At 45.6% G+C, this 6388-nt stretch carries 7 protein-coding genes and 2 pseudogenes; 5 read left to right on the forward strand and 4 right to left on the reverse strand.

Annotated features, from left to right (window positions below; all coding sequences use genetic code 11):
* Together KHB02_RS24910 and KHB02_RS24915 are read left to right on the forward strand one after the other, a co-directional pair.
* Window positions 1–243: YbaK/EbsC family protein (locus KHB02_RS24910; RefSeq protein ID WP_277398375.1), on the forward strand; the 243-nt coding region annotated here is incomplete at its 5' end.
* A 140-nt stretch (window positions 244–383) separates the two neighbouring features.
* A complete protein-coding gene (locus tag KHB02_RS24915) occupies window positions 384–1484 on the forward strand; it encodes a PRK06851 family protein (RefSeq protein WP_213147910.1) in 1101 nt (366 codons plus the stop codon).
* A gap of 56 nt (window positions 1485–1540) precedes the next feature.
* On the opposite strand, the gene KHB02_RS24920 is transcribed toward KHB02_RS24915, so the two are convergent.
* On the reverse strand, window positions 1541–1723 hold the full coding sequence (locus KHB02_RS24920) for a hypothetical protein (protein WP_213148127.1): 183 nt from the start codon (window positions 1721–1723) through the stop codon (window positions 1541–1543).
* A gap of 94 nt (window positions 1724–1817) precedes the next feature.
* On the opposite strand from KHB02_RS24920, the gene KHB02_RS24925 reads away from it, so the two are divergent.
* The 3 genes and pseudogenes from KHB02_RS24925 to KHB02_RS24935 all read left to right on the forward strand — a co-directional run bounded on the left by KHB02_RS24925 (window position 1818) and on the right by KHB02_RS24935 (window position 4491).
* The gene (locus tag KHB02_RS24925; RefSeq protein WP_277398376.1) at window positions 1818–2483 is read left to right on the forward strand and encodes a DNA alkylation repair protein; all 666 of its coding nucleotides are present in this window, start codon (window positions 1818–1820) and stop codon (window positions 2481–2483) included.
* Window positions 2484–2551: 68 nt separating this feature from the next.
* The gene (locus tag KHB02_RS24930) at window positions 2552–3406 is read left to right on the forward strand and encodes a Cof-type HAD-IIB family hydrolase (protein WP_213147912.1); all 855 of its coding nucleotides are present in this window, start codon (window positions 2552–2554) and stop codon (window positions 3404–3406) included.
* Window positions 3407–3419: 13 nt separating this feature from the next.
* Window positions 3420–4491 (forward strand): annotated as a pseudogene (locus KHB02_RS24935) (PQQ-dependent sugar dehydrogenase).
* A 63-nt stretch (window positions 4492–4554) separates the two neighbouring features.
* On the opposite strand, the gene KHB02_RS24940 reads toward KHB02_RS24935, so the two are convergent.
* The 3 genes and pseudogenes from KHB02_RS24940 to KHB02_RS24950 form a co-directional block, all read right to left on the reverse strand.
* A complete protein-coding gene (locus tag KHB02_RS24940) occupies window positions 4555–5475 on the reverse strand; it encodes a FixH family protein (protein ID WP_213147913.1) in 921 nt (306 codons plus the stop codon).
* Window positions 5472–6149 carry an ABC transporter ATP-binding protein gene (locus KHB02_RS24945; RefSeq protein ID WP_213147914.1) on the reverse strand — a complete coding sequence of 226 codons (678 nt, stop codon included), beginning with the start codon at window positions 6147–6149 and terminating at the stop codon, window positions 5472–5474. The genes KHB02_RS24940 and KHB02_RS24945 overlap by 4 nt, the downstream gene beginning before the upstream one ends.
* Window positions 6146–6388: pseudogene (locus tag KHB02_RS24950) on the reverse strand (copper ABC transporter permease); the annotation flags it as partial. The pseudogene KHB02_RS24950 and the gene KHB02_RS24945, both read right to left, overlap by 4 nt.

The following is a 6388-nucleotide window of genomic DNA, read 5'->3' on the forward strand; positions in this document are numbered from 1 at the left end:
GCGGCCGGGGAGAAGAGTGTCGAAATGATTCCGGTGAAGGATATTCAAAAATGGACCGGTTACATCCGCGGCGGCTGCTCGCCCGTCGGCATGAAAAAGCAATACCGGACCTTCATCGACCAAAGTTGCTCAGAAATTGAAGCAATCGTCGTCAGTGCGGGAAAAATAGGCATGCAAATCGTGCTCGGACCGAACCACTTACAAGAAATCACCGACGCTGAGTTGGCTGATGTAATAAAATAAATTTTCCTTTTTAAAAAAAATCAGTTTTTCGCATAGGCATTCACCTATAAACAACAAAAGCATAAGATATGGTGAACTTAATCTTTGTGATTGAAATTGCCTAATGGCAATGTTGATTTTTAAAAAGGGAGTGTTAATGAATGGCAGGGAAAATTAAAAACTATTTTGCCGGCGGTAACACAGCCAGGGGATTTCATAATTTGTACGATTCCAACCTGCAGGGACTTGACCGTTTGTTTATCTTAAAAGGCGGGCCTGGTACGGGCAAATCGTCGCTCATGAAAAAAATTGGCCAGGAATGGGTGGAAAAAGGCTATGACATCGAGCTGCTCCACTGTTCATCTGATAATAATTCTATTGATGGAGTAATAATTCCGGCTTTAAAGGTGGGCATTGTTGACGGAACTGCTCCGCACGTCATTGAGCCGAAAGCGCCGGGCGCGGTGGAAGAATATATTAATCTAGGCGAGGCGTGGGATGCCAAGGTGCTAAGTGCGCAAAAAAACACAATCAAAAAGCTGACCAACCAAATTAGTGAGTCCTTTGCGACAGCCTACGCTACTTTTAAAGAAGCGCTTGAAATTCATGATGATTGGGAAAAAATCTATATAAACAGTATGAACTTCCAAAAAGCGGACCAATTGACCAAAAAGCTGATTGAAACTTTCTTTGGAAAAATGAGGTTAAGCAAACAAGCCGATGTCCGCCACCGTTTTCTTGGGGCTGCCACACCAAAAGGCGCAGTTGATTTTGTCCCTAATTTAACGGAAGACATTCAAAAACGCTATTTTATTAAGGGCCGCCCGGGTTCCGGCAAGTCTACGATGCTGAAAAAATTAGCTGTTGCAGCAGAGGAGCGCGGCGTCGATGTAGAAATCTATCATTGCGGCTTTGACCCTCATAGCCTTGATATGTGTATTTTTAGAGAGCTGGGGATTGCCATTTTCGACAGCACCGCACCGCACGAGTACTTCCCAAGCCGCGACGGTGATGAAATCATTGATATGTATGAAATTTTAATCGAGCAGGGAACAGATGAGATCTTTGCCGATTTTATCAGCAAAATTTCCACCAAGTATAGAAACAAGATGACAGAGGCAACAAGCTGGCTCGCCAAGGCAAAAAAGCTCCATGACGAACTTGAGGACATTTATATCGCCGCAATGGATTTTTCTGTGGTCGAAAAAATTCAAACTAAAATTGCTGCAGAAATCAATGCATTAGCTGGGGTAAACGCTTAGAACCAAGGGGCCTGATTCCCTTGGTTCTTTTTCTCATTAGTGAGTAAAACTGCGGGTCAGGCCCTATTTCCGTTATGTGTGAGGTTTTGTTTTGTCTTGCTTTGCTGGTCTTTGTTGCGTTTGTTTCCTTTGCTGTTATCGCCGCTTACGAATTCGGCGGCGAATTCCGCTTCAGCGTGGCCGGCGCGCGCTGAATTTTGGTTGTCGCTGCCTTTATTAAATTTTTTCGTCATCATCATCCCTCCTTCCGCACATGTTAGTTTGTCGTCTGCCTATTAGTTTATACACGAGTTTCTTCGCCAAAAATAAGGTAAAAAGAAAGGATGACGTTTATTGAAAGAGATCGCACTCTTGACCGAGCTTTTTGAGGAGAACAGAAATGAAGAAAATGCAGGGCCGATGGAAAAATATATGAAAGGGCATTTCCCGTTTCTCGGCATAAAAAAACCTTTACGAAGCGAGCTGGAAAAACAATTTTTTAAAGAAACCGGGATTTTGAAGGAGCCATTTAATCAAGATTTTGTTTGGGGGTTGTGGGAAAAGGAAGAACGGGAATATCAGTATACTGCGCTTGTTTATATGGAAAAGTCGCTAAACAAATTGGACAAGTCAGATTTGTCTTTTATGGAGCGGCTGATCACCACGAAATCCTGGTGGGACACGGTCGATGCGATTGCCCCAAAGCCGGTTGGAACAATTGCACAGGTCTTCCCTGAGGTAATCGAGGAGACCATAAACGGCTGGTCCGTCCATGAATACCTCTGGCTAAGAAGAGCGGCGATTCTTTTTCAATTGAAATATAAAGAAAAAACGGATGAGGAGCTGCTTTATCAATACATACTTGAGAACGCCTCAAGCAAGGAATTTTTTATCCAAAAGGCAATTGGCTGGGCATTACGGGAATATTCGAAGACAAATCCTGGGTCCGTCGGGAGGTTTATCGTGGGGCACCAATTAGCGCCTCTAAGCATTCGCGAAGGCAGCAAGTATGTAAAATGAGCCAATTAGGAGAAAATCCCATTTGTTCATGGTAGAATGGCGATAATGAAAAGATGAAGGAGAACATCATGATGAAATGTATTGCTACAGATATGGATGGCACATTATTGAATTCCATGCAGGTTATTACCGAGGAAAATAAACAGGCGATCTTAAAGGCACAGGAAGCCGGAGTGGAAGTAGTGGTTGCTACCGGCAGATCCTATCAGGAAGCCACTTATGTGTTAGATGCTGCGGGATTGAAATGTCCAGTTATTTGTGTGAACGGGGCTGAGGTCCGCTCAAAAGAAGGCCAGATTATTTCAGCTTCTCCAATTGCCAAGCAAATGGCCAAGGATGCTGCGGCGGTATTGTACGAAAAGGATATCTATTTCGAGGTATACACGAATAAGGGAGCTTTTTCCGTCGATACCGACAAGGCTGTTTCCATTCTCGTGGACATCGTGATGAGCGCCAATCCTGAAGCCGACCGGGACTATGTCGTTCATGCGGCTGGAGGAAGAATCAGAGATGGCTTGATTCATCCAATTGAAAATTATGAACTTCTTTTTGAAAGTGATGAGTATCAGATTTATAAATTTTTAGTTTTCTCCTTTGATTTGGACAAACTTGGTGAAGCAGCAGGCGCGCTCAAAGGCTTTAGCGAGCTTGAGGTTACCAAATCGGGCATTGAAAATATTGAAATTACCCATAAGAATGCGCAAAAAGGGATTGCCCTTGAGGCCTTCGTCAATGAAAGAGGGATTGATTTGTCAGAAACGATGGCGATTGGCGATAATTTTAATGATGTGTCAATGTTCGAAAAGGCAGGTCGTGCGGTTGCGATGGGCAATGCCAGTCCGCACATTAAGTCGCTGTGCGATTGGATTACCGATACAAATGAAAATAGCGGTGTAGGAAAGGCGATACTGGAAGTTTTATAAAAGGAGGCTGCAAATGTACAAAGCTGGATCCATCGTGTTAGTTTTGATTTTGCTGCTTTCAGGCTGTTCCTTTTTTGAAAAAAAAGAAGAGGAACCAGGGGATGAAGCCATTGTCCTCCAGCCTGATATTGAGGTTGTCGCTGAAAATTTATCTGTCCCATGGTCAATTGATAAAGTGAATGGAACATTTTACATCAGTGAGCGAACAGGAAGCATTGCAAAAATCGAAAATGACAAAATGGAACGGCAGCGAGTGGTCTTACGGAAACCGCTGGCTGAAGCAGCGGAAGCCGGTCTGCTCGGCTTTGTGCTGGATCCCCAATTTGCAGAAAATCACCAGGCCTTCGCCTATTACACATATTCGGAAGAGGGGCAGGGCCAGTTCAACCGGGTCGTTGTGTTAACTTGGAACGGTGCTGAATGGGTTGAGGGGCGGATCCTGTTGGACCGCATCCCGAGTGCGGCCTACCATCATGGCGGCCGGATCAAAATTGGCCCTGACGGAAAGCTTTATGTGACAACGGGTGATGCGACTGTTCCGGAATCGGCGCAAAAAAGGAACTCCATCAATGGGAAAAATATTGCGCATGAATTTGGACGGGTCTGTACCAGTTGATAATCCATTTCCGAACTCTTTTGTGTACAGCTACGGCCACCGGAATCCGCAGGGACTTGCCTGGGTTGGTGAGACGCTTTATGCAAGTGAACACGGGCAATCGGCGCACGATGAAATCAATCGGATCAAGCTCGGGTCGAATTATGGCTGGCCGGTGATTCAAGGGACGGAACGGAAGGCGGGAATGGTGACGCCGCTCTTTCAGTCCGGGAATGAAACATGGGCGCCGTCCGGGATGGCCGCCCATAATGGAAAACTTTATGTGGCTGCACTGCGCGGAAATGCGGTCCGCGAGTTTGACCTCGAGGACGGCCGCACCACAGCAGTCATCACTGGATTGGGCCGGATCCGCGATGTTTACAACGACGGCGAATACCTCTACTTCGTCAGCAACAACACCGACGGCCGCGGTACCCCGGATGAAAAAGATGATAAACTATACCGGGTTTTGGTGAGAAATTTGAAATAAATAGGAAAAGGCGTCAGGCACCGCGTGAAAAATTCACATGGTGCCTGACACCTTTTTTTAAGGCTATAAGATTTCAACCTTAAGCGAGTTAATTTGTGATACCAGCAGGTCTTCGTATTTCTTTTGGGCTTGGTAGTAAACTTCTTGGTCTCCAGCCTTTGGGTTTTCTTTTTTTGCTTGGTCAACTAAATCCTTTTGGACCATTTGGGCCAAGACAATCAGTTTGTATTGCTGCTTTTCAACAGTCCAAAATTTTTCTTCACCATATTGCTTGATTAACGCTTGAGCTGATGGGAATTGTGCGTATTGTCCGCGCGCTTTTTCGACCGCTGCATCCACCTCAGCAGCCTCGGCCTTATGGCCTTTTTCCTCAGCCAGCATCGCCATCGAGCGGAGGCGGATAATCTGTGTTAATAGCTGGTTTTTGTCCTCAGCTAATTTCTCCTGAGAATCCAAATAGGCCAACTCCTCGTCTAATTGCGCACCACTGTAGTTCTTCTTGGCTGCCTCCCGGTTTATCTCAAGCTGAAGCCGGTTGATTAACTTATAAAAAGTAACATCCTCATTGGTAATCCATTTTCCGTTTACCTTGGCTACACCTTCAGGTTTTGCCACCTCGATGGAGATCACCTTTTCAGTCTTTTTCCCGCCTTTTTCAAAGTTGAAAACCGCTTCATATTTGCCGTTCATCGGCACCTTTACGTCAGCCGAGTAAGTGCCACCCTTGCCCTCGGCAAACTTGGCTTTCACGGTGCCGTGGTCCATGTTGGACATCGATAATTCGACGGATACAGAAAGCCCTGTTACCGCCTTTCCGTTCTCGGTCACCTTGATTTCAAACGGCGAAGCCTTTTCCTTTTGGAAATAAAGCTCCTTGGTCACGTCAATTTTATAATCTGGCCCCGAACTGCAGCCAGCCATGACAGCTGCAAAAGCTACTATCATGACCAACAGCAGCACTGCGGGCATAAACCTTTTCCTCATGATCCCAAACCTCCTAATTGATGTGTGTCTAAAAACTCTCCAACTGTATATTTTTCAATTTTCCCTTCGTTTAAAAAAGCAACATGGGTGCAAACCTGGCGGATTTCATCCAAATGGTGTGACGAGAGCAGGATCGTTTTGTCCTTCAGTCCCTTCAGCACCTCCAAAATTTCCTTCCGGCCCATTGGGTCAATCCCGCTCGTCGGTTCATCGAGAATCAGAATGCTCGACTCCTGATACAAGGTAATGGCAAGACCAAGCCTTTGCAGCATCCCTTTGGAATACTTCTTTACCTGCTCATCGCGGTCATCCCAAAGCCTGACCGCCCGCAGCACCTCTTCCATCCTTGCGGCATCCGCCGTTCCGGAGACTGCCTCGGCAAAAAACGTCAGATTTTCAAGGCCTGTCAGCATCGGGTAGAGCATGAACTTTTCCGGCAGGTAAGCAATTGCCTTTTTCCATTCACTGTTTTTCTTGGAGACAGGTTGAAAGTTAATCGTAATCTCGCCTTGCTTGATCGGCAATAGCCCAAGCAAACTATTAATCAGCGTCGATTTTCCGGCACCGTTGCGGCCGACAAGGGCACAGATTTCATATTGGCCGATTTCGAGATTGACAGAGTCTAATACTAGTTTCTTCCCAAATGATTGATTTAAATTCGTGACTTTAATCATTCATAGCCCTCCTTGCGGTTAAACAATAGTGCGCTCGCAAACGAGACGATGAGCCAAACCAGCAAATTTCCGAATAAGAAGAATACCGGTTTTGTCCACATGAATGCTTCCAAAAGCCGTGACATATGGCCGAAGGAGTAAACGCCCATACCTGTTTCCAAAAACATTCGGATCGCCTGAAGCGGATTTAAAAAATAGATTAGGGAAAAGAATTTCACATTTTCATAGGTGACATCCGG

It is taken from the genome of Neobacillus citreus, assembly GCF_018343545.2.
Lineage (GTDB): Bacteria > Bacillota > Bacilli > Bacillales > Cytobacillaceae > Neobacillus > Neobacillus citreus.